Source organism: Komarekiella delphini-convector SJRDD-AB1 (assembly GCF_014831675.1).
Classification (GTDB): domain Bacteria; phylum Cyanobacteriota; class Cyanobacteriia; order Cyanobacteriales; family Nostocaceae; genus Komarekiella.
The window spans coordinates 58,370-80,934 of the sequence record NZ_VJXY01000036.1 but is presented as its reverse complement, the minus strand read 5'-3'; the positions used below and the strand labels follow the sequence as shown (position 1 = coordinate 80,934).

At 40.7% G+C, this 22,565-nt stretch carries 14 protein-coding genes; 8 read left to right on the top strand and 6 right to left on the bottom strand.

The genetic code is table 11. The features are described 5' to 3' along the window. Window positions 1-161: 161 nt before the first annotated feature. The gene (locus FNW02_RS25945) at window positions 162-476 is read right to left on the bottom strand and encodes a hypothetical protein (RefSeq protein WP_191760367.1); all 315 of its coding nucleotides are present in this window, start codon (window positions 474-476) and stop codon (window positions 162-164) included. A gap of 636 nt (window positions 477-1,112) precedes the next feature. After that, entirely contained in the window at window positions 1,113-1,295 is a 183-nt protein-coding gene (locus tag FNW02_RS25940; RefSeq protein ID WP_191760362.1) for a hypothetical protein, read from the bottom strand. 482 nt (window positions 1,296-1,777) lie between these two features. Between FNW02_RS25940 and FNW02_RS25935 the strand changes: the two genes are divergently transcribed. The 4 genes from FNW02_RS25935 to FNW02_RS25920 all read left to right on the top strand — a co-directional run bounded on the left by FNW02_RS25935 (window position 1,778) and on the right by FNW02_RS25920 (window position 6,673). Further along, window positions 1,778-2,467, top strand: a complete 690-nt coding sequence (locus FNW02_RS25935) for a hypothetical protein (RefSeq protein ID WP_191760361.1) — start codon at window positions 1,778-1,780, stop codon at window positions 2,465-2,467. 203 nt (window positions 2,468-2,670) lie between these two features. Next, window positions 2,671-4,473: a peptidoglycan D,D-transpeptidase FtsI family protein gene (locus FNW02_RS25930; RefSeq protein ID WP_191760360.1), complete on the top strand. Its 1,803-nt coding sequence runs from the start codon at window positions 2,671-2,673 to the stop codon at window positions 4,471-4,473. A gap of 176 nt (window positions 4,474-4,649) precedes the next feature. Beyond that, the gene (locus tag FNW02_RS25925; RefSeq protein WP_191760359.1) at window positions 4,650-5,747 is read left to right on the top strand and encodes an iron-containing redox enzyme family protein; all 1,098 of its coding nucleotides are present in this window, start codon (window positions 4,650-4,652) and stop codon (window positions 5,745-5,747) included. A 230-nt stretch (window positions 5,748-5,977) separates the two neighbouring features. Next, a complete protein-coding gene (locus tag FNW02_RS25920; protein WP_191760358.1) occupies window positions 5,978-6,673 on the top strand; it encodes a class I SAM-dependent methyltransferase in 696 nt (231 codons plus the stop codon). A gap of 155 nt (window positions 6,674-6,828) precedes the next feature. Here the strand turns inward: FNW02_RS25920 and FNW02_RS25915 are convergent, their stop codons facing one another. Then, window positions 6,829-7,710 carry a succinate--CoA ligase subunit alpha gene (locus FNW02_RS25915; protein ID WP_191760357.1) on the bottom strand — a complete coding sequence of 294 codons (882 nt, stop codon included), beginning with the start codon at window positions 7,708-7,710 and terminating at the stop codon, window positions 6,829-6,831. A 368-nt stretch (window positions 7,711-8,078) separates the two neighbouring features. On the opposite strand from FNW02_RS25915, the gene FNW02_RS25910 reads away from it, so the two are divergent. Beyond that, window positions 8,079-8,240, top strand: coding sequence for a hypothetical protein (locus tag FNW02_RS25910; protein ID WP_191760356.1), 162 nt, complete (start codon window positions 8,079-8,081; stop codon window positions 8,238-8,240). Here FNW02_RS25910 and FNW02_RS25905 read toward each other — a convergent pair. Further along, a complete protein-coding gene (locus FNW02_RS25905; RefSeq protein WP_191760366.1) occupies window positions 8,220-9,446 on the bottom strand; it encodes a succinate--CoA ligase subunit beta in 1,227 nt (408 codons plus the stop codon). The two genes, FNW02_RS25910 and FNW02_RS25905, sit on opposite strands and share 21 nt — an antisense overlap. Window positions 9,447-10,178: 732 nt before the next feature. Here FNW02_RS25905 and FNW02_RS25900 point away from each other — a divergent pair. Further along, window positions 10,179-11,939 (top strand): hypothetical protein, encoded by a 1,761-nt coding sequence (locus tag FNW02_RS25900; protein ID WP_191760355.1) that lies wholly within the window; start codon window positions 10,179-10,181, stop codon window positions 11,937-11,939. 24 nt (window positions 11,940-11,963) lie between these two features. Here the strand turns inward: FNW02_RS25900 and FNW02_RS25895 are convergent, their stop codons facing one another. After that, entirely contained in the window at window positions 11,964-13,298 is a 1,335-nt protein-coding gene (locus FNW02_RS25895; RefSeq protein WP_191760354.1) for a hypothetical protein, read from the bottom strand. Window positions 13,299-14,020: 722 nt separating this feature from the next. Between FNW02_RS25895 and FNW02_RS25890 the strand changes: the two genes are divergently transcribed. After that, window positions 14,021-14,920 carry a UbiA family prenyltransferase gene (locus tag FNW02_RS25890; RefSeq protein ID WP_191760353.1) on the top strand — a complete coding sequence of 300 codons (900 nt, stop codon included), beginning with the start codon at window positions 14,021-14,023 and terminating at the stop codon, window positions 14,918-14,920. A 49-nt stretch (window positions 14,921-14,969) separates the two neighbouring features. After that, the gene (locus tag FNW02_RS25885; protein ID WP_191760352.1) at window positions 14,970-16,364 is read left to right on the top strand and encodes a cytochrome P450; all 1,395 of its coding nucleotides are present in this window, start codon (window positions 14,970-14,972) and stop codon (window positions 16,362-16,364) included. 53 nt (window positions 16,365-16,417) lie between these two features. Here FNW02_RS25885 and FNW02_RS25880 read toward each other — a convergent pair whose 3' ends face one another. Next, on the bottom strand, window positions 16,418-22,078 hold the full coding sequence (locus FNW02_RS25880; RefSeq protein ID WP_191760351.1) for an ATP-binding sensor histidine kinase: 5,661 nt from the start codon (window positions 22,076-22,078) through the stop codon (window positions 16,418-16,420). Window positions 22,079-22,565 lie beyond the last annotated feature (487 nt).

The following is a 22,565-nucleotide window of genomic DNA, read 5'->3' as shown; positions in this document are numbered from 1 at the left end:
GGCAGGGGGAGCGGAGGGGCAGGGGAGCGGAGGGGCAGGGGGAGCGGAGGGGCAGGGGGAGCGGAGGGGCAGGGGGAGAATAAATACTGATTCTTGACTCATTACTCAGGACTCAGGACTCAGCACTATTGACCCTTGACCCCTATCTTCGGCTTAAGTCATTAAAAATTTAAAAACGGGAAAACTTGACGTAGTGCGTTACGCAAACGCAGCAGGAAAAGAGTTTGTCGCAAGTTTGAAGTTAGCTTTGGTGGTGGGGCCTTTTGTAGCTGCGCTTGTAATTCTGCATATTCGGCAGCAGTTAGGGGTTTACCATCAATGGGCGATCGCGCTTCTGTAATAATCTGTGTCCGCAATATTTCTTCCGGCGTATCCTCTGGTGGCGGTAATGCCATTACCGCTGATCCCCAGTGGCTATTTAACGCTATCAAGGTAACAATACTCACTGTTAACACCAAAAATCTTATGGATCTCATCACTCTTTGCATCTCCCTCTTTTAACACTCAGAGTTAGGTGATTCAGCCATCTCACCAATCTTCTAACATCCACAGGAGAAGACTTTTGGTTGTTCCTCGATTTTGGGCAACAAAACTGTCAAAAATATACGGTAGGGGCACGGCGTCAGTCAGATTGTCGGCTTGCGGACAAGATTTTGGATGCCATACCCCTACTAGACATTTCCCTAATAAAAATCTGGCAAGTCAATCAACATTACTTAGCCACTTAATCCCAATATGGAATGGACTACAGCCAATGATCAAGAGCAATTGCCAGCGATCGCGATAAATTTTTTGCACTCTTGAAACTGAGTAGTTTACACCCAACGAAGTACCTTGTCCACATAGTGGTTGATATTTCTAGGACTCAACTTTTTTGATTTTGGAAAAAGGTTCTGTCAGGCGAGAATTTACAGACGGACATCTGGTTACGGCAGAAACTATCCTCACCAGTGTCCTCTACTTGCTGTCTTACTTAAACTAACATTTCAGCAAGCTCCAAGCTTTCATCCACCAACATCAAAAATACTGGTATTTTCGCCTGACCTAATTCATTTAAGTCATTTAGTAAGCAGCGCCGTCACTAACCCATAGCGTGCGCGTGATGGCCAGGTTTAGGGTGTTTTAGTAGGCGTAGCAAGGGGCGTAGTAGTAACGGCAGGTGTAGCTCCGGTATCTGCTGGCTCACCTGGAGCACCTGGAGTGGTAGTCCCAGCAGGTTCATTAGTGCCTTCACAGGCTCCGAGAATTGCGGCCAGACTTAACATTAGAGCAAAACCAAAGATTTTTGTTTTCATAACTCCTCTTTCACCAATTGTGGCTAGAAAAATTTTTCGCCTGTTGAATACGATACCGTATTTATTGCTTTTTTTTAAATGCTGTCAGATTACATACTCAAAAGCAATCCTTAAAGGTTATTTCATACAGTAATCTGATTAGCTTCTCTTAACTCACGAGCCAGATAACTTAATTAGCGAACGCAAAGTAGTAAATTACTTAGCAAGCCGAGCTATCATATCAAGAATTTTTATTTTTTCTCAGAGTCTTGCACCTTTGACCCTGCATTGCCATACTTTAGATGCAATACATCTGTCAGATTGCTGCTCGCTGATTGCAAGCATTGCAATATCCAGAAGATGCAAACATTGGTGCAGCTACCTATCAGAACACATAAAAGGGTGTAGGGTGTTATGTGTGCTTATTGTACAAAAAGCAATTCTAACCTTAGCAAGAACAAACAATTAATCCAAAATACAGTATTTTCAATCTGAAAAAAGTTATGGTTGTTGCTCGTAAATCAGATGTTTCTGCAAAGGGTACTTGGTTTCAACGACATTTTACCCTTCCTTTAAGGAAACGACGCTTTGCGCGTCAGGGATCAGCGGCGCGGAGCGCTTCTACAACCGCTGAAGCTGCACCAGTCGCCTCTAAACAACGGCGTTTATCGAAAAATTTATCCGTTTCTTCGACGAATAAAGCGGTTATACCCACATCGATGAAAGAGTTGGGTAGACAACAAGCCTCAAATCTCAACGGAGCGAGTGCAACGCCCAAAAGTCTGAAAGAAAATTTTATTGGCGTTCCTGTAATGCCTAGTTCTAAATCAGCACCTTTATGGTTGCTGCGCTTGTACACTTTACATCGTTATTCATCAGTTGTGGCGTTTTTATTTGTAGCAGCGACACTTGTGGTTTATGGCTGGACGGTATATTCTCAAGAGCTTTGGAGTCAGACATACCGCAGAGTGCAAAACCTACAACGTCATGAGCGGCTGTTGACAACAACCAATGCAACACTGAAAAACAAAATGGCTGAGGAAGCAGAACGACCAACAGCAGGATTAGTATCACCAACTCCTGAAGGGACAATTTTCTTGTCTCCAGCACCTCAAAGTCCTAACCCAGAATCGTCTACCACAACACCAAATTCCGAAACGCAACAGCAAACCCTTTCGCCGTTGGGATACTAAAAGTCATCAGTCATTTGTCATTGGACTAGGATTTTTGACAAACGACAAACAGAGAAGTCTGAGCGCCAGATAGAGGCGAACGGATCTGACTTTCCAAGAAAGGCTTCCGACGCTCCTCTCTTACAAAGTTCAGAGACACTCGCATCGCTACCGCTGCGCTAACCGTACAGAACTTCAAAGACAAAGGACGAAGGACTACCCTAATGCAAAAGAATTTTCGGAATCCAACACTTACGAGGCGGCAGAAGCGTTCTAGACGAGGGTTGACGGGTAAACCTGCTTCTAATACCCAAGACAAAGCACCTCATAATAAGTCTCGGCTGTTCATTGCATGGGGCGTATTAATAGCAGCAGGCTTGGGATTGGCAATCAATCTGTATTACTTGCAAATTGTACGTGGGCCAAAGTTAACTCAGAGGGCGCGAAACCAGCAAATGGTTAATTTGCGACCTTTCATGCCACGTCGGCCAGTGGTTGATCGCAGTAACAATGTGTTGGCGATTGACCGTCCGATGTATACTTTGTACGCTCATCCCAAGCTGTTTAATAAGTCCAATGAAGAGATAGCACAGCGACTTGCCCCAATCATAAATAAAGATGCTGCTGAATTGTTGAAAACCTTTCAAAGCAAAAAAAGCGGGATCACGCTTGCTCCGGCGTTGCCTGAAGAAATTATTGATCGCATCACCTCTTTGAACTTAAATGGCTTGGAGCTGATTCAAAAATACTCCCGCTTTTACCCACCAGATGATTTGGTTGCTGATGTGGTGGGCTATGTAAATATTGATCGTCGCGGTCAGGCAGGTGTGGAGTATTCTCAAGAGAAGTTGTTAGAACGTTCTGTACAAACAGTGCGGCTGAGTCGGTCGGGTAATGGGTCATTCATGCCGGATCATGCTCCTGAAGGCTTTTTGCATTTTGATGACTTGCGACTACAACTCACTATCGATAGCCGTCTGCAACGAGCTGCTCGCAATGCTCTAAAACAACAGATGGAGAAGTTTGGCGCACAACGTGGGGCAGTAATTGTCATGGATGCGTCCGATGGTTCTCTACTAGCCCTGGTTTCTCAACCCACCTATAACCCTAATAAATACTCCACGTCTGATATCTCACTGTTCAAAAACTGGACGGTGGCGGATCTTTATGAACCGGGATCAACTTTCAAGCCTTTGAATGTGGCGATCGCACTGGAAAATGGTGTCATCAAACCAGATGATACTTTTAATGACCCCGGTTTCATTCGAGTGGCTGACCGCACGATCAAAAATGCTCTGAATAATAGTTATGGGCGAATTAACATCGCTCAAATTCTGCAACATTCCAGCAATATTGGCATGGTGCAAATTATTCAACGATTGCAGCCTTCAGCCTATTACAACTGGCTGGAACGTTTGGGGTTAGGACAAAAAGTTGATACAGATTTACCTTTTGAAGTTAGCGGTAGGCTCAAAAGTCAAGAGCAATTTATCGCTTCGCCTATTGAACCAGCTACTACTTCCTTCGGTCAAGGCTTGTCTTTAACACCATTACAACTAGTGCAAATGCATGGAGCTTTAGCCAATGGCGGCAAATTAGTCACACCTCACGTTGTGCGGGGACTGATTGATAGCAAAGGGCAGATGCATTATTCGCCCAATCGCACCACACCACGCCAAATTTTCTCAGCCACCACAGCCAACACGGTGGTAGAAATGATGGAAAGTGTGGTTACTGAAGGTTCAGGCAAGCCTTCACAAATTCCGGGATATCGTATTGCTGGTAAAACTGGCACAGCCCAAAAAGCTAGTCCTTCTGGAGGCTACATTAGTGGTGCTAGAATAACTAGCTTTGTCGCCATTTTGCCAGTAGAGTCTCCTCGCTATGTAGTGTTGGCATTGGTGGATGAGCCAAAAGGAGAAAATGCTTACGGTTCTACTGTCGCCGCACCGATTGTTAAGTCGGTGATGGAAACACTGATTCCTATTGAACAGATTCCACCGAGTCAGACGGGGAATGGAGATTAGGGAATGGGGACTGGGGAAATAAATAACCACTGTCTCTTAACTGTTGACTCTTGACCTTGCTAAATTTAATCTTTGCTTTATAACCAGGGAAAGAGGTAGAGAAAGCTACGAGTATGGATATATAAGTATTAGGGGTGGAACTAATTTCACACCTTTGCAAAGCTACCAAAGATTCCATGCAAAGTAATTTAGTTATGTTCCCCAATGCTGAGGCTGCGGGAAAGAGTACGCAAACACGGGAAAGAACGGCAACTAAGTACAACAGTGCTGAGCAGCAGTTTATAGAACTGCTGGCTACGGAGGATTTGGATAATAAACTAGATGTGGAAGTTGCGAAAGTCAATGAGTTTGAACGTGTACTCTCAATGGCAATTCGTGCTGCCTATCAAAACGGCTACGGTGACGAACAAGCTCATCGTTTTCTTCAGCGGATACTTTATCGAATTAATCGGCTAAAGCTGTTTTGGTATGATGATTTGCGGCACTACACCAATGAGCGATCGCTTTACTTGCACTCATGTCGTGACCAAATTGAGGCAGCTTGGCAAGAGTGGGAACTTGCACAAATCGATGTGGCAGCACTGCAACAATTGGATGTAAAACAAGCGCTAATTGAGCGTGCATCTGCCGATTTAGATCCGCCTTTGTCAGAGGATAGTCGCTATATCCAGGAGGAAATGACGGAAGCTGGCTATCGTCATTTGCTAGCGATCGCTTCTTTTGATGGCTTAGTTGAAGGTAGCCGTCTTTCCCGAATTTTGGGTGGTACTGCCAATGAGGTGCAATGTACGCTTGTACGCGTACTACTAGAAGAATACGGCAACGGTCGTTTATCTCGCAAGCACTCTACATTTTTTGCTCAAATGCTAACTGAGTTTGGCATGAATACCGAACCAGAGGGATACTTTGATTTAGTACCTTGGGAAGTCATAGCTTGTGGCAATCATAACTTTCTGGTGACAGAACGTAAGCGCCATTTTCTGCGTTACAGCGGTGGACTGACATATTTTGAGGTAGCTGGGCCTGCGGCTTACAGAAATTATTTGGCGGCGGCGCAACGATTGGGACTCTCAGAGGCGGCGATGGGTTACTGGGAACTGCACATTAGGGAAGATGAGCGCCACGGACGTTGGATGTTAGATGATGTGGCTTTGCCTTTAGCAGAACAGTATCCTAATGATGCGTGGGAGTTGGTACTTGGGTATGACCAAGAGAAGCTAATGGGCGATCGCGCAGCTAAAGCTGTAGTACGCTCAATACGTGAGTTTGAATAAATCTCTATTCTCGTGTGAGAAATGCAAAAAATTAGTAAGTAAAAATGGCAGGTTTTTTCTGGCATTTTTAATTTTGCATTTCTAAATAATTCTATTGCTAATCCGCTACAAATTTATTTTCTTTGGTAACGACTTATTTACTAAAGAAATACTTATTTATTGCCTTGATTAAAGGTATTAAATAACCTCTTATTACATTGATCATAACACTACCATTGAAGTACAGTCAAATGAAAGATATCTTTTTTTGCCCTGATGAATCTATTTTTTACTCCAATTGCCTAGAAAACCTTGTTCTAAGAAATTGTAAACAATCTGAGTCTATCGTTGAGTTTGGTTCGGGAGATGGTAGTCCCGTGATTAATACATTATTGAGAAACAAATTTGAAGGCGTAATCCGCGGATTTGAACTAAATACTTCTGCATGGAAAGTCGCAAATTCAACAATTGATGAATATAATCTTGGTAATAAATACGTAATCTATAATTCTTGTTTGTTTAAATCTTCTAAACCTAAAGCTAAGTACCTTGTAGCAAATCCGCCTTATCTTCCTGCACCAGATCAAGATATTTATATGCCGCTATTATTTGGAGGTATAGATGGGGCAACAGTTACCAATAATCTTTTATCATTAGGCTACGAAAATGTTTTAGTTTTAGTGTCTAGCTATTCTAATCCAAAAGGTACACTCAAACAAGCAAAAGACAATGGCTATTGTGTAAGTAATTTTCTGATTTTACCTTTAGAATTTGGATACTATAGCTCCGAGCCAAAAGTTAAAAAGCACATAGAAGGTTTACGAAAAAACAAAATGGCCTTTTATTCTGGTGATTATTACTTCTTGGCTGGGGTCTTATTTAAAAAGCAGCAAGAACCTGTAATTGATTTATCGAATGAATTAGCTCAGGTAATGACAAGTCTTTAAAAGTGCGATCGCACTTGTTTTTTTACTAATCTGTTTAAAAGTGCGATCATAACATCACAATCATATTGACTGATGAGAAATCCAAATTTAAGCCCTTCCCCTTTCCCCTTTAACCAAGAAGTATTACAACACATGCAAGCATCCTGGGGAGCATTTCAATTAATCCTTTTTCTAACTAATTCTGGAATTTGGGAAGGACGTTCGGCTACTGGAACATGTACTGCTTTTAAAGCAGCTAGTTTACTTTGAGCTGTGCCGAAGTTTGAATCACGTCCGACAACCGTTGCCAAAGTCCCAGTCTGACGCCAACTTTTTCCTGGTGGTGCTTGTCTACCAGCAATGTAAGCAATTACTGGTTTATCAATTGCTTCAGCAATGTACCGCGCCGCAGCTTCTTCACTACCTCCACCAGGTTGACCGACTAAAACGATCGCCTGTGTAGTTTCATCTTCATCAAGAATTTGCAGCCATTGCAGAAACGAGGAACCGACGATCGCATCACTACCAATACTGACACTAATTGACTGCCCTAAATCAGCTTTGGTCAATTCTAAGGCAACTTCGTAGGTGAGGGTGCTGCTACGGCTGACTATACCCACTGGCCCAGGAGTGTAGAATTCACTAGGATGAGTCCCTAAAAGAATTTTCCCCGGCACAATGATCCCAGGACTATTTGGCCCTATCACAAGAGTTTCACACGCCTCGGCTTTGCGAAGTAATTGCACCATATCCAAAGGCGGCACGCCAGCAGTGATAATAATTATCTGACCAATATTAGATGCGATCGCTTCCAATGCCGCATCTAATACTTGGAAAGGGTGTACACAAATAATCGTTGTGTCAATTGCTCCAAATTCCGCTATCACCTCCTCTACCAAGTCAAACACTGGCAAATCGTTGAGTTGCTGTCCACCACATCCAGGATTGACACCAGCTACCAAATTTGTGCCGTAAGCTTTCATTTGAGCAATATGAGTTCCTGAAATGAATTCACAAAAGCCTTGAATTAGCACTTTACTGTCTGGTGTTAAGTTCATAAAAAATTACCGTAAGTTTGACAACCCTGTACTTTTAATTTTTACCTATAACAGTATGAAGTCTCACACCTGCCTATCAGGTAGGTGTTAAGTAGGAAGTTTCAATTGTTTGTAAGACGCATTTCGACTACTTCGACTGCGCCCTTCGGCTGCTTCGGCTTCGCTCAGCACAAGTTCGCTCAATGCTCGATCCCTGAGAAGACGAGGGTTGAGCGCAGTCGAAACCCGGCAATCTAGGTAAGCTTTAATTTAGCCTTCCTACTTAAAACTCGTTCCGACGCTCGTTCCCCTCTACGAGACGCTGCACATAGCTTGCTTAAGCGTAGGGGAACGCTACCGCTGCACTAACCTAATTCGTAGTTACATCAGTGCTTGCTCTGTACCTCTTAATTACGAAATACGTTAGCGTTGGCGTTGGCGTTGGCGTTGGCGAAGCCTCTCGTAGAGAAGCCTCTCGTAGAGAAGCCTCTCGTAGAGAAGCGGTAGCGCGGAACGAGCGTCATTACGAATTACTTCTTAGAGGCGGTTAACTTAGCCAAACGAACTGCTTTGTCTACTGCCTCATCTAAATTTTCTACCACTATCAGCGCATCAGTGTGGGTTTTTAGTTCTGCAAAATATTCTCTAGCGGCATTGAATTCAGAACCGGCAAGACGGACAACTAAGGGTAGAAGATTAGGTTCTCGACGGCTTTTACTGCCATTCGAGCGTACAACCTGGGATTTGAGTTCGCTTTTGTCTTGCTGCACAAATTTAGCGATGACTTCGGTTACTTCTTCAGATTGAGGAATGCTACCCAAGAAGTTAATTAGTATCACTTGAATGCTTTTGTCAGCGTTCAAGATTTTTAGACCGATGTCTAAGCGATCGCGAAAGGTCGTTGGTGCTGTATCTGTAAGGAAAGCATGACGTAGATTTAAACAAACACCAGGTTTACCACCAGCATTAGAGACTAAATCCAAGGTTGCCATTACCGAACCAGCACCATTACCCAAAATACCGATTTTGCCGTGCATTTCTACACCATCCCAGTCACCTAAAATGCCGTTAATTTCAGTACTGGTATGACGGCTGATGATGTTTGCCGCTATCTGGGCGAGATCTGGATGACGCTTGATTGCCCGTTCATTGACCCTAACTTTACCATTTAGAGCCATAACTTGATCAGCAGCATTAATTGCCAGAGGATTAATTTCTACTAAATCCAGGTCTTTTTGCACAAATAACTCATACATCTTTTCGACAACGCTGCTTACCGATTGCATTAGGGTTCCCTGCAAGCCCATTTTCAAAGCTAGTCGTCGGGCATAAAATGGGGAAAATTCTTGTTCAACTACAACATGCACCATTTTTTCCCCAGCCGATTCCCAATCAATATTGGCTTCTTTGGAACCTAAAAGTACTGGTCGGCAGACAGCAGTGTCTAAAACCACCGCTAAGTAAAATTCTTGTTTGGCGTCGTATTGAGATTCTGCCAATAAAACTTCTGGTAACTCACCCCAAATTGGTAAATTGAAAATACTTTGTGCAGCGGCGATCGCATCAATTGTCGTTTCCGCAAATCTAACACCACCAGCTTTTGCCCGTTCAGCTCCATGTACTTGAGATTTTAGTACAATCGGAAAACGGATTTTTAAACGTTTCAAATCTGTGGGATGGTCGATTCTTTGGGAAGGCAATACAGGAATGCCTATCTTCCCAAACCATTCTTTAACTTGGTACTCTAATAAATCCATTGACGCACCTTGTATTGACACTTTCAAAGCTTTTGATTGGTGCTGTCTTTAATCTTTTGCAGCACCTTAATTGCAGAATTAAATTTTGGGTAACTATAGAAATTTATTTATCATCGTTCAATTTTATCGAATTCAGCAGATGAGATAAATTAATTTCTATAATCAACCCATTTGTGCCAAGTCAACAAAACGTGATTAATCTCCTCAGTAAATCTCCCAGCATAGAAGATAACTAGCATTTCTGTCAAAAATCTCTATAGAAGTTATGAGTTAGAGGTCAGGAGTCTTTTTTGCTGCCTCCTCTCTAACAAGTAATATCTCTGAATGCAACTATATATGACATAGCATTATTTCCTTCACCTTTAGATAATTCTATTACAACTGCTCTGCAACTAAAAGCTGAGGGTAGTAGCTACGATGAATTTAATTATCACTAAGTAATGAGTTAAAATCCTCAAAAACTTTATTATTCCCATTTTTTATTTGTAATTTCTACTTTTGGACAGATTGTTTAATTTCACATCTAGTCAACCAAAAATGTAGCGGAGCGAACAATTATTACTGCTATTTTAATTTTTGGTTAAAATACGGAATTTGTGTTAGAAAGTTGGTCGTTCTGATTCTCAGACTGTGATTGGTTAAAACTGTGCATCTGTATTCAATTAATCCAAAAAGTTCATTTTCTCCCCTCAAAGATAAGAAAAACTATATAGAAGATCAGCGAAAAGCTCTATGAAAGTGGCAGTCCAGCAGGAAGATTTACAACTTTTAGCCAAAACTTTGCAGGAACAATTGCTTGTAGAAGTCCCATCGGTTGAATTCTTCCAAGTTAAGTGTGGCGTCAATAAAGACGAGTTAATGATTTTAACGCAACATTCATCAGATACGATAGTTGACTCTCAGACGATTTTTGCAGTACTTGAGGAAGTACTCCAGTCTCTAGCACCCCAAAAAGAGCAACAGGTGCAATGTTTCCTCAGAGTTTTTGGCGAAAAACTTCCTTATGCCAAACGTTTTTTAACGGTGCAGAGGAGGGAAGGGGAGGCAGGGGGAGATAGGGAAGACAAGGGAGATTCTACTTTGTCCTCCTTGTCCTTCCCACCCCCTTCATCTTCTCTGACCTTTTCTCCACGTATTGATGAGACTGAGGAAGAGGAACTATTTGACCCGTTTGTGGGTGCGCCGGATTTATCGGCTTCTAAGCCAGTACTTCAAGTTAAACCTATGATGCTGGGTGCAGCAGTACTGGGATTTGTAGTCTTAGCTGCTGGTGCTTACTTTCTGACTCGCCCTTGTGTAATGTCTGAGTGTAAGCAAGTCCAAATTGCTGAGCAATTAAAAACCGAATCTCAGCAATTAACGCGCCGCGCTAAGTCAGAAAATGAATTGTTAGCAGTGCAACAGAGACTTCAAGCGGCCAGTGTAGCCTTGGAACCGATTCCCCGTTGGTCGCCCCATTACCAGCAAGCGGAAGAACTACAAGCAAGTTTGTCAGGGCGGGTAGAAAAAATTAACCAGGTAGTCAAGGCTTTGCAGACTGCATCCATAGCAGCACAAAAAATTCAAACTCCTGCATATAGTCTGGAGGAATTACAAGCTAGACAACATTTATGGCGACAAGCGATCGCCCCACTAGAGGCTGTGAGTCCCAACAGTGAACTCTATGGATTAGTGCAAGCGAAATTGCTGGATTATCGTGTCAAATTGCATACTGTAAATCAGCAGATGCTCATTGCAGAAAAATGGCTGAAAAAACTCACAGCAGCAAAAGCTGTAGCCAAGGCAGCCGCTAACCGGGAAGCCACTGCTAAATCTTTGAATGACTGGCAAAAGGTACAGTCTACTTGGCAGGTAGCAGTTAATGCCTTAAATGTGATTCCCCAGATTAGCCCTGGTTATCAAGAAGCACAAAAGCTGTTGGTAGAGTATAAACCTAAACTAGCAGCAGCACGCGATCGCACTACTAAAGAACAATTAGCTGCCAAAACCTACCAACAAGCTGTCAGCACTGCCAATCAAGCCAAAGCTTACGAACAACAAAATCAATGGCAAGCAGCGGCTACATACTGGGATCAGGCTTTGCAAACTGCTAAACAGATATCTCGTGATAGCTTTTACTACACTCAAACTCAAACTCTCATCGAACCTTACTCAGTTGCCCTCAAACAAGCACAAGAGAAACTACAAGTTACTAGTAATTTGCAACAAACCCGCACTGACCTAGATAAAACTTGTGTTAATGGAATTCAGATTTGCACCTTTAGCATAGATAACGAAGGAATTATTGTCCGGTTAACTCCTGAGTATGACCAAACAATCCAAAATAGCTCAGTAAATTCTTATTCTGAGAACCTAACTACTTCTGTTGACCTTACCAATCACTTACAAACTTTACGGGAAGCGCTAGCTGTAATTAGTGAGAATGCTAACTTACCCTTGTTTCTCTATGATGCTCAAGATCAGATAGTTTATGTGCGGACACTGGAAGGTTAGAAGAGAGTGGGGGAGATGGCAAGATTAACCTCGTTGAAAACCCTTTGCTGGCTTTTGTTGCCCTTTACTCTTAGGCTTAGATTTGTTCACTTCTCCTAAAGCTTCTTGAAATAAGTTATGCAGATGTATGGGGACACTAGCAATTTCTGGTAATTCCGGCTCGATGGGTTTGTGAAATTCTTGCAAAAGTGCGTCTAAGTTGGTTGCAAGGCGAAAGTCAGGACGTTGTAGAAATGTCTGCAACACCTTTTCTAACTGAGTTGGATACTGTTGCGCTAATCGATGCCAGATAAATGCATTAATACTTTTATCTTCAAGGTAGTAGCGAATTAGTTTTTCAGCACCTTCAATATTTTGCCAGTCTTCTGCTGATAAAATTGCTTGGATTTTACTATATGTTGGTAAAAACATTTGTCCCCAACGAGGATGGGAAAGAGCTGTTACCTGTTCTGCTTTCTTGAGTTCAGCAGGTAAATCAACCTTTGGCATCACCATTTTACTATTGCCACTTTTGCTGTTAAACATTTGAGAAACTGTCTTGGAGTCAGCACCAAATTCTTCTGCCGCTGCTTTGATTTCCTCATCTCCAATGCCAGCTGCTTCTGCCACTTCAGCCAGGGATTTTGATGGATCAATTCCTGCATCTGCTAACTGTTTCTCAGTAATTAATTCTTGGAATTCAGCTATTTTTTTATTAAGCTGATAACCAGGTAATGTAATTTCATCAGCGCCAAAAAAGTCAACAAACTGTTGATGGTATTTTACTACCGACTGCCAAGCTTCTTCTAGCAAGTCTGGAGCATCGCTGTAAAGATTACTTTTATAGTTATCTTTGAAATTGCCAATTGCTACAGCAAGTTTTGGTTTACCCAATTTACCCATCAGTGTGTAAGGGCCAGAAAACATCCAATAGCTATCTGTGACGGGAGAAATACGAGTTAAAATGATTTCTCCTACTTTTAACCGAGATATTTCCTGTAGTGTTTTGGCATTGTTTGGCTTGACAATGTAATGTTTATCTGTAAGCCAGTTCGATAATTCAAAGCCATCAGGCAGGATGTTAGTTATGGCAAATAAGCCAATAAAACTATGATGCCAGCTGTTGATCAGGTTGCGATCGCTCTCTAATAAATTGGGATGCTCCCGTGTAAATAACTCTAGCGGTGAATGATCATTGACTTTGCCTTCTGTGAGAAAGCTGTCAATAATTAAGTCCTGCTGTATACTATCACCACTCCCACGACGTAACTGTTTGGCTGCATAGGTTTCTAGTGCTTGTGCCAGTTCCCCCTCTGCATCTAGGACAAAATCTACTAAGGCTTGTTTTAATTCGTGCGATCGCTCTAGTATGGCATCCACAAGTTAATCTCTCTGTTCAACAGTTGTAAATTATAGCTTTTAACAGAATTACAGCATCTAGCTATTGCTAGATTTGTACTAAAAAATTACTTATTTTTCCTCAAAAGACTCACCACTACAAAGATTTAGATAACGAAGGTAATGAGGATAATCAGCCGCAGAGGCAATTTTTGAGAATTTTAAACAGCAGACATAGTTCTCGATTTTGGACTGTTTGGGAAATGTAGCATCAATCCTGGTTTTAGTTTGCTCATTCTCTCAGCGTAAATCTTATGACAGCATTAGCTGCTGCATAATACATAAAAATACGGAGTGAAATATTTGTAATTAGTTATTAATACCCTTGTCTTTTTAGCTAATTAGCATAGCCACTAAACGCTATTGCACTTTTTTAGATTGTCATCAGTATTTATCATGAATCTGCATCAGCTTAATATTTTTTTTATAATATTTTTTAATTACGTGTAATTACGGATATTTTTTTAAAGAAAGTATTGAACAATTATTAACTAATGTTGGGAATATACACCTAACTTTAAATACCAAAAACAGCGACGAAAATGTAATTAATGTCCTGTTTAAAATTTGGTGTGATCTTGTATTTTTCACCAATTAAATTGCAGATTCAATCAATATTTTTTCACATAATATTTAGGTTATGTGAATTTGTGTTGTAGCTAAAACTCATTGTCAAACTTGATTTTACTAAGGATTTAATTATTATGATCAATAGTGCAAAGTTTCAGGTTTTGACACAATTTAGTAGTAGCCTGATTCGTGAACCATACCTGATTTGGCTATTCATCAAGCGCGATTATTCCACCACGATATTGCCTGCACTGCTGTTTATAATAGCCGCCTGGAAAAATAGCCAATTGTCTTTTGGAGAGTTGTTTTTGGCGTTAGAACGTGGCTTTATTTATTTTTTGTTGTTCATCTTATCATTTTGTATCGCTAACCAAATCGTTGGCATAGATGAGGATCGGATTAATAAACCTGATCGCCCACTTGTAACTGGAGCTGTTTCATATCATGGAGCTTTAGTTAGGTTGGCTTTTAGCCAGATTGCCTTCTCGTTGATAGGAATGTGGTTTGGAGTTTTAGAATGGGCATTGCTATGGCAACTATTCACCTTCTTATATCACTTCGCCGGTTGGGATAAGAATTGGTTTACCAAAGGTCTTGTAATCGGAGTTGGCGCAGTTGCAGAACTTGCCGCAGCATGGGAAATAGTTACACCAATTACACCGATCGCTTGGCGCTGGATATTCATGATGGGAGTTTTCTGGACTACACTAGTCGCTGTTCAGGATTTTCGTGACATGGAAGGCGATCGCGCTATTGGTCGCAAGACATTGCCGATGGTGATTGGGGAAACAGCAAGCCGAGTGATACTGTGTTTGGGCTTTACATTTTTACCACTTGTAATTCATTTAGTACTGATGATGCCTGCGGGAAATACTTTGAATGTCTTAGTATGTGAACTTGGACTCACAGTACTCTGCTGGATTATTGCCACTAGAATTATGCTTTATCGCAATCCACAGGCAGATCATCATACTTATATGCTGTTAACCTACTGGTTTTGCCTTGTCTTAGCTAGCGCGATCATTATTCTTTAACTTTCTTGCAGAATTCTCTAACAGTAGTGTTACGCAATTAAAGATTTAAATGAAACTACCAAATACTCTCAAAACCTCTTCTTTTGTACAGAAACTCCAGTGGGTTTTTGATCCAGTAGGATATTTGGAAAGCGCAGTTCAGGAATATCCTGACATTTTTACTGCTGAGATCGTTGGTTTTGGGGATACTGTAGTATTCGTGAACAATCCCCAAGCAATCCAGAAACTTTTAAGTGGCGATCGCAAGAAATTTGCCGCCCTCGGTAAGGCAAACAGTGTTATGCATCCCTTAGTCGGTGATAATTCAATGCTCTTACTAAACGGCGATCAACACAAACGGCAACGACAACTTGTGACACCCTCCCTTCATGGAGAGCGGATGCAAGTCTACGGGCAGCAAATCTGTAATTTGACTGAAAAAGTCTTGAGTCAGTTACCCAAAAATCAACCCTTCTTAGCTCGTAACATCACACAGGAGATATCCCTGCAAGTCATGTTACAAACTGTATTTGGTTTGTATGAAGGAGAACGTTATCAAAAACTCAAGCGTCTATTTAAAGTGTTGATGTCAGATGTATTTCAGTCACCACTCACGTCTAGCTTACTCTTGTTCTCCTTCTTACAAAAAGATTTAGGAGTTTGGAGTCCTTGGGGAAAATTTCTCCATGATCGACGACAACTTGATGAACTGCTCTACGCAGAAATTGCTGAACGCCGAGAGCATCCTGATTTGGAGCGTATAGATATCCTCTCGTTGCTGATGTTTGCTCAAGATGAAGCAGGTAACACAATGACGGATCAAGAGTTGCGCGATGAGTTGATGACTCTAATACTTGCCGGAAATGAAACTACAGCCACAGCGATCGCCTGGGCTTTGTATTGGATTCATCATTTGCCAGAAGTAGGTGAAAAACTGTTCCAGGAATTAGATACTCTGGGTGATTCAAAAGACCCTATGAGCATTTATCGGCTGCCTTATTTTACCGCTGTCTGCAATGAAACCTTGCGAATTCACCCCGTGGCCATGTTTACGTTGCCCAGAGTAGTGCAAGAATCTGTTGAACTACTGGGATATTCGTTAGAACCTGGTACGGTCATGCAAGGTTGCATTTATCTCACTCATCACCGTGAAGATTTATATCCACAGCCGAAACAGTTTAAACCAGAGCGCTTTCTAGAACGTCAATTTTCTCCTTATGAATTTCTACCTTTTGGCGGCGGTGTCCGCCGCTGTATTGGTGAGGCTTTAGCTGTCTTTGAAATGAAGCTAGTATTAGCAACTATTTTGTCAAACTATCAACTGAGGTTGGCAGATCACAAACCAGAGCGACCCCAGCGCCGAGGTATGACCCTTGCACCTGGAAATGGAGTCAAGATGGTCATTACAAAACAGCGTGTGCGTCAAGATTCTCTAGTAAATCTGAAAACTACATGCGTCCTCTAGCTTAGCTATTTGACTAGACTTCTGGCATTCTGAATATTAGGAATGCCAGAAGTCTACTGTTGCATCGGTATTTCAACCACAAACTCAGTTCCCTTTCCTAATTTGGAATCACAAGTTAAACTACCCTTGTGCTTATCCACAATAATCTGATAGCTAATTGACAACCCTAATCCCGTACCACTTCCTATCGACTTAGTGGTAAAAAATGGGTCAAAGATTTTCTGCTTCACTGCTTGTGTCATGCCAGAACCGTTATCAGTAAACCGAATTATTACAGTATTTGAATCTGTTAATTCAGTAAAGATGCGAATTGTCGGATTATCAATTATCGGTTGTTCATTGTTAGTTATTTTTCCATTAACTGTTGACCACTGACTACTGACTGCTGAATTCTCCAAAGCATCGATCGCATTGCTTAGGATATTCATAAACACCTGATTAAGTTGACCAGCGTAGCAAGTAACTTCTGGCAGCTGTCCGTATTCTTTGATGACTTCAATTTCTAGATAATCGCTCTTTGCCTTGAGTCGGTGTTGCAAAATCATCAAGGTATTATCGATACCTTCATGAATATCTACAGGTTTCATCTCAGATTCATCTAGGCGAGAGAAGTTGCGTAAGCCCAAAACAATATTTCGGATGCGAGAACTGCCAAGCTTCATTGAAGCTAAAGTTTTTGGCAGGTCTTCTGCTAAAAAATCCATGTCTATTTCCTGCACTTTATTCTCAACTAGAGGTGAAGGATGGGGGAATTCTTGCTGATAAACAGTAATCAAATCCAGCAAATCTTGGACATATTCACTAGCATGAGTAATATTGCCATGAATAAAGTTGATGGGATTATTGATTTCATGGGCAATTCCCGCTACCATTTGCCCCAAGGAAGACATCTTTTCACTTTGAATCAATTGAGTTTGGGTGCGTTGCAATTCTTCTAGGGTTTGCTGTAAGCATCGATTTTTGTCGTTGAGTTCTTGTGTTCTTACCTCAACTTTTTCCTCTAGCGTATGGTTGTATTCTTCTAAGCTTTCCTTAGCTTGTGCCAAATTTTTATAGAGGATGGCATTCTCTAGGGAGATTGCTGCTTGGGTGGTGAGAAGTTTGATAACTTCAATGCGATCGCGTGTAAATGCTCCTGTAGTTAGATTATTTTCTAGGTAAAGAATACCAATCAATTTGCCTTGATTGATAATAGGTATAGACAACAAGCTTTTAGGTGACTCTCGAATAATATAGCTATCGGTTGCTAAAGAAGCGACTGATGTTGCATCATCAATGACGAAGATTTCTCTGGTGCGTTTGACATAGTTAATTAAAGTAATAGGAACATCGTCACTTGATTCTAAAGAAATCGATGGAAACTCTGTATAAGTTGAACTTGAACTAACTACAGTAATGGTTAAATCTAAATTATTACCTTTGCTTAAAATCAGAGCGCATTTAGAAGCTCCCGCATTCTCCATCACAACTTTCATTAAAGTAGAAAGCAGTCGCTCAAGCTCAATTTCTCCAGAGAGTGCTTGAGATGCTTTGACAAATGCTGCTAAATCCAGCGAATCAGAAATACTCGTCTTAGAACCAATAATAGTTTGTTGATTACTTAGAGTAGTAGATAAGGATAAGCTATCGAGAGAAGTACTTTTATCGCTGGAATGGAAACTTAGGTTTTCTTGCTGGAATATGGAAGCAAGGAACTGGGGATAACGTTTTACCAAATCGTCAAATTTGGCTTTAGCACCCCAACGAACGTAGCTATAGTAGGCATCAATTAGATATGTTTGTGCAATCTTCTGTTTGCCCCACTCTAGATAGAATTTACCAGCAAGTTCGTTAGCTAAAGCTTCTTCATTAATGTACTCATGTTCTCTAGCAAGGGAAATGGCGCGATCGTACAATTCCATTGCCTCCACATATTTACCAATAACCCGATATCTTTCTGCTTCTACTAAATAAAACTTGTGCAAATAATTCATCGGAGCATGATTTGCCCAATGCCGCATCTTTTCCTGACTAGTAGCCACCTTTGTCAAGATTTGTTTTTGTTGAGATTCATCGCAATTATAGTAAACCGCTAGCCAAATCAAAGAATTATAAAAATGGAAAAGAGGAACAACTAGTTGTCCTGTGCCAGCATCTAAATACTTTTCTGCCAGGATAGCAATTTCAACTGCTTGAGAAAAATCTTGAAATAGGTAACAAAGATGTAGTTTGCTGAAATATAAATATAAAAGTCCGACTCCATCCTTGGCTTTAAGCTGAATCGGTAGCATTTTCTCCTCGTCGTAGGCTGCACCAATTAAACGACAGGGATCTTCTACATTCCCTAGCAAATTCAAGACGCTCTGCCAATAAATAGCAAGCCAATTAAGCATTCTCTCTTGCTTGGTTTTAGCAATAGCATTGCTGTAGATTTTTAGCTCCTGTGTTAGTCCTGTCAGTTCACTACCGATGAAATATGAATAGTAAGAATAAGCCAGAAGAGAAAAGGCTGCAAATTCTAAATCTCCCGTTTCCAGTCCAGCCGAATAAGCTTCATGTAAAGGTTTTAATGCTTCTCTGGTATGCTCCTTCCAAGGTCTGATATTGGCATTAAATGTCGTAAGTATTTTAGCTGTAACAGTTTTAGTATGAAACTTAGATAAAAGACTTTCAGATAATTTGCCAAATTTATAACCAGTTTCAATATCTCCCATCACCCCACAAAGTATTGATGCATAAACAACATATCCAAAAGCAGATAAGGGAGTATTACCATGTTTAACAGATAAAATGATTTGTTTAAGGACAATCAGTGGTAAAAACTCAGGAGAAACTGCATAAGCAAAAACAGTTGCATTGCTTAAGATATGCATCACTGCCAGTGATTGCGCTTGTGTCATCTCTGGCAGATTAATTAAGTCTTCAATACGTCTGCCATTCAGCTTTGATGTGATTTCTGCTATTGCTAGCTGAACATCAGACTGACTAGGACTATCAGGAAAATCCACATCCAACAACTTTAGAAAGGCTAGTGCAGTATTAACCGCTGCCAGTGCTTGATTTTGCGCTCCATAGGCTTTAAGTTTGACTTCATAAACTTTCACTTTCTCCAGCAGTGTTTTCGCTTGTATTAACACTACCTCCACTAATTTTTCAGTCTGTTCAAAGTTGCCAGCCAAGTACGCCGCTTCTGCTGCTGTCTCGTGCAAAGCTAGGGTTAGCTCATATTTACTCTCCCAGCTATCACCACCTGTTAATAGTTCTATCCCAGTAGTTAAATACTTAATCGCAGCTGGATAAGCCGTTGATGCCAAAGCTTTACGTCCAGCAATCAAATTCATTGTAGCCAGTTCATCACGCTTATCCTGATTAGGAATAAATTCCACAGCAATATTGAACTGATTGACAAGCTCAAAAATGTTTTCTTCTCGTTCTGCAACTGAGATATCACTTAACAGCATTAGCCCAATTTTTAGATGAATTGGCTTTTTTTCGTCTTCAGGAATCAAGGAATAAGCGGCTTGCTGTACTCGGTCATGTACAAATTTATATTTAGGTAATTGTAAATTGGAACTTGGCAATGGTGTAGATTCTTGATTGTTAACCAATAAATGTTGCTCATTAATATTTTCTGGAAATATTTTATAAACATCAGTCTGAGGTAAAATTAACCCCTCAAGTAATGCTTGCCATAAATCTGATGCTGTATCTACCACAGACTTTTCATGTATTATGGCAAGAGTTTTTAAGTCAAAATGATTACCAATGCAAGCAGCAAGTTTCAAAACTTTTTGAGTATTTATTGGTAATCTCCCTATTTGAATTGCTAAAAATTCTACTACATCATCTGTAAGAGCTAGTTCCTTGATTTTTGTAATATCATACTGCCAATGTCCAATATCAAAGTTTAATGTAATTAGTTTATCATCGGATAAAAGCTTAAGAAATTGAAGAGAAAAGAAAGGGTTGCCTTTAGTTTTCGCGAATACCATTTGGGTGAGAGAAACAGCAAATACTTCAGGGCAACGAAGGGTATCAGCAATCAGATGGTTTAAATCACCCTGATTTAAGGGTGATAGGATGATAGTATTAATAGTTGCTCCGGTTTTTTCAATCTCCTGTAGTGTCAAAGCAAATGGATGTCCCTTTGAGACTTCATTATCTCTATACGCACCAACAAGCAGGAAACCTCCCTTATCTTCACCTAGTTTATCTATTTCATTTGATAAAGAAGGCGAGACATTTTCACACATTAATAATTGAATTAATTTTAAAGAAGTTGCATCTGCCCATTGCAAGTCATCCAGAAATATAACTAAGGGATGTCCTTTAGTGGTAAACACCTGGATAAATCTTTGGAACAACAAATTGAAACGATTTTGAGCAGCAATGCCAGAGAGTTCTGCAACTGGGGATTGCTTGCCAATAATCTGTTCGAGTTCAGGTATTACATCAGTAATTACCTGACTTTGTGTACCCAATGCTGACAGAATCTTGACCTTCCACTGTTGAATTTGAGCATCAGTTTCCGAGAGTATTTGCCCAATTAAGTCACGAAAAGCTTGTACCAATCCTGATAAAGGAATATCACGTTGAAACTGGTCAAATTTACCTTTGATAAAGTAACTACGCTGCCGCACAATGGGTTTGTGGATTTCATTGACTACCGCAGTCTTGCCAATTCCAGAAAAACCTGCAACTAATATCATTTCTGTTACTCCGCCTGTCACGCGTCCAAAAGCAGTAAGTAGAGTTTCTACTTCACGTTGACGACCATAGAGTTTTTCGGGAATAACGAAACGGTCTGAGATGTCCCGTAATCCCAACTCAAAGGAAGCAATATTTCCAGTCTTTTGCCACTGGTTTTGGCACACTTCCAAGTCATGCTTTAACCCTAAAGCACTCTGATAGCGGTCTTCAGCATTTTTTGCCATCAGCTTACTGATGATGTTGGACAAAATCGGGGGAATGTTAGAACTAATTAGGCTTGCTTTAAGCGGTTCTTTGGCAATGTGACAATAAACTAACTCCATCGGGTCAGTAGTGATGAAGGGTAACTGTCCGGTGAGAAGTTCAAAGAAGGTAACACCAAGGGAATAAAAGTCGGTGCGGTAGTCTATGCCTCGATTCATCCTGCCGGTTTGTTCGGGAGAAATGTAAGCTAACGTCCCTTCTAAGACGTTGGGATTCGTGAGAAATTGAATTTCTCTTGGCAAGAGGGTGGCAATGCTAAAGTCGATGAGCCTGGTCTCACCTGTGGTAGGGTTAATTAGGATATTGGCAGGTTTAATGTCTTTGTGAATTATGCGTAGGCTTAGCCCACCGTAGGCATCGCGATGCAATTGCTCAAGGGTAGAAGCAACTTTAATCGCTATGTAGAAAAACTCACTCAAGGAAACAGGATTGCCTTCCTTTCCCTTATCTCCCAGTCGCCAGTCTTGAAGAGAAATACCGCCAAAGTCTTCCATCACTAGCGCATAGCCGTTGCGGTAGTTTTCTAAACTATAGGGTTTGACTATGCCAGGAAGGTCAAGGTTTTTGGTGATGGTGTATTGATTGCGGAACTGGGCGATTTCCACAAACGTAGGATATTCATTTCGCATCAGTTTGATGATGACCGATTTTTGGTCTTGTTCTCTGATGCCTCGATAAACTAAGGTTTTGCTGCCTGAGTAGATTTGCTCAGTAATGCGATAACCGGGAAGCACATATAATGTATCGAATACTACTGACATCGCAGCCTATGCTCATAATTTATATTTCTATCGCTTAGTATTCCCATGAGGCGGCTGTTGTTATCAGAAAATAGTAGGTTTATTTTTTTTAATTGTATTTAAAAATCCATATTTTTTAAGAAAAATTTCATATTAAATTGTGTAATTATAAAAATACTAATGCTGAGTCAAAGAATAATATTACTATTGATAGTAAAAAAAATAAAGTTTTATCTTAGATTAAATTACATATCCTTGTTTAAGATATTTGTAACCTAATTATTTTAAACAATTTTAAACAATAAAAAACCTGCCGTTACCTTAGCTAAATAGTAAATTGCGGCAGGTTTATTGTATTTGGGATTGTTTACTAGACTAGAAACTAAGATTACCTCTACCTTAATAAGTCAGGTATTTGGTTTTTAAATATACCTAAAGATGGTAGATTGACATATCAATTTCAAGTGTGGAAAAACTCTTCTTCTTACTTTATTAGCTCAAGAGAACA

What these genes read in the sequence shown, in the direction of transcription:
- FNW02_RS25920 (WP_191760358.1), top strand. Translation starts at nt 5,978, where the DNA reads ATGAAAGATATCTTTTTTTGCCCTGATGAATCTATTTTTTACTCCAAT.
- FNW02_RS25880 (WP_191760351.1), bottom strand. Translation starts at nt 22,078, where the DNA reads ATGTCAGTAGTATTCGATACATTATATGTGCTTCCCGGTTATCGCATT.
- FNW02_RS25885 (WP_191760352.1), top strand. Translation starts at nt 14,970, where the DNA reads ATGAAACTACCAAATACTCTCAAAACCTCTTCTTTTGTACAGAAACTC.
- FNW02_RS25915 (WP_191760357.1), bottom strand. Translation starts at nt 7,710, where the DNA reads ATGAACTTAACACCAGACAGTAAAGTGCTAATTCAAGGCTTTTGTGAA.
- FNW02_RS25900 (WP_191760355.1), top strand. Translation starts at nt 10,179, where the DNA reads ATGAAAGTGGCAGTCCAGCAGGAAGATTTACAACTTTTAGCCAAAACT.
- FNW02_RS25945 (WP_191760367.1), bottom strand. Translation starts at nt 476, where the DNA reads ATGAGATCCATAAGATTTTTGGTGTTAACAGTGAGTATTGTTACCTTG.
- FNW02_RS25890 (WP_191760353.1), top strand. Translation starts at nt 14,021, where the DNA reads ATGATCAATAGTGCAAAGTTTCAGGTTTTGACACAATTTAGTAGTAGC.
- FNW02_RS25935 (WP_191760361.1), top strand. Translation starts at nt 1,778, where the DNA reads ATGGTTGTTGCTCGTAAATCAGATGTTTCTGCAAAGGGTACTTGGTTT.
- FNW02_RS25930 (WP_191760360.1), top strand. Translation starts at nt 2,671, where the DNA reads ATGCAAAAGAATTTTCGGAATCCAACACTTACGAGGCGGCAGAAGCGT.
- FNW02_RS25905 (WP_191760366.1), bottom strand. Translation starts at nt 9,446, where the DNA reads ATGGATTTATTAGAGTACCAAGTTAAAGAATGGTTTGGGAAGATAGGC.
- FNW02_RS25940 (WP_191760362.1), bottom strand. Translation starts at nt 1,295, where the DNA reads ATGAAAACAAAAATCTTTGGTTTTGCTCTAATGTTAAGTCTGGCCGCA.
- FNW02_RS25925 (WP_191760359.1), top strand. Translation starts at nt 4,650, where the DNA reads ATGCAAAGTAATTTAGTTATGTTCCCCAATGCTGAGGCTGCGGGAAAG.